The organism is Oleiphilus sp. HI0132 (genome assembly GCF_001635845.1).
In genome coordinates, this window is record NZ_LWGJ01001390.1 from 1 (window position 1) to 663 (window position 663).

At 37.1% G+C, this 663-nt stretch carries 1 protein-coding gene; it reads right to left on the reverse strand.

Annotation, left to right across the window (positions count from 1 at the left end; all coding sequences use genetic code 11):
* Positions 1–521: 521 nt before the first annotated feature.
* On the reverse strand, positions 522–663 hold a 142-nt coding region (locus A3766_RS29215), incomplete at its 5' end, for an ATP-binding protein (RefSeq protein WP_197479668.1).

Consider the following 663-nt stretch of genomic DNA (forward strand, 5'->3'; position numbering starts at 1 on the left):
AATAATTTATATTTATTTTTATCATCTAACGGATACTCAAGATTAAATTTTAATTCATTATATCCAGTCACCCAGTCTTTATCTTTTAGTACTTTAAAATAAAAGATATTATTCTTAGCCCTATTAATGCCCGATATTACATACCAATTTTCTTTTATAACCTTATAAGTAATTTCAAAACCTTCTTTATTTTCCAGACTTCTAATACTTTACGGGAAAATTGTTAGGCACGCCATTAGCTCTTCTTGTTTTTGATATTGAGCATCATGTAGAACAGCAGTACCGCTATGTTTTGTCTGGCAGTAGATGTAAAGACGGGACGTTATCTTCCTCTTACGGTAAGGGAACTTGTTCTTGGCATGGAGGTGTTTCAAATCTTCATTACAAAAAGGTCTATTTGGAAGCAGATAGCGATATACTCGAAGATTAATGGTTGTGAGTTGCATATTCCGCCGAACGTGAACATGGATTCTGGTCGATCGTGAACACCTGATCTTTCGCGCATTGGGTTCTTGGTCTTTTTATCCTAAGTGTTCACCATCCGTCAACTTTGAGCGGATTTTACGCATTGATTCTCCCTTCATCTTAATGCGATGAGAGTTGTGCATTAGTCGATCCAGGATGGCGTCAGCCAGCGTGTTATCGCCGATTGATTGATACCAC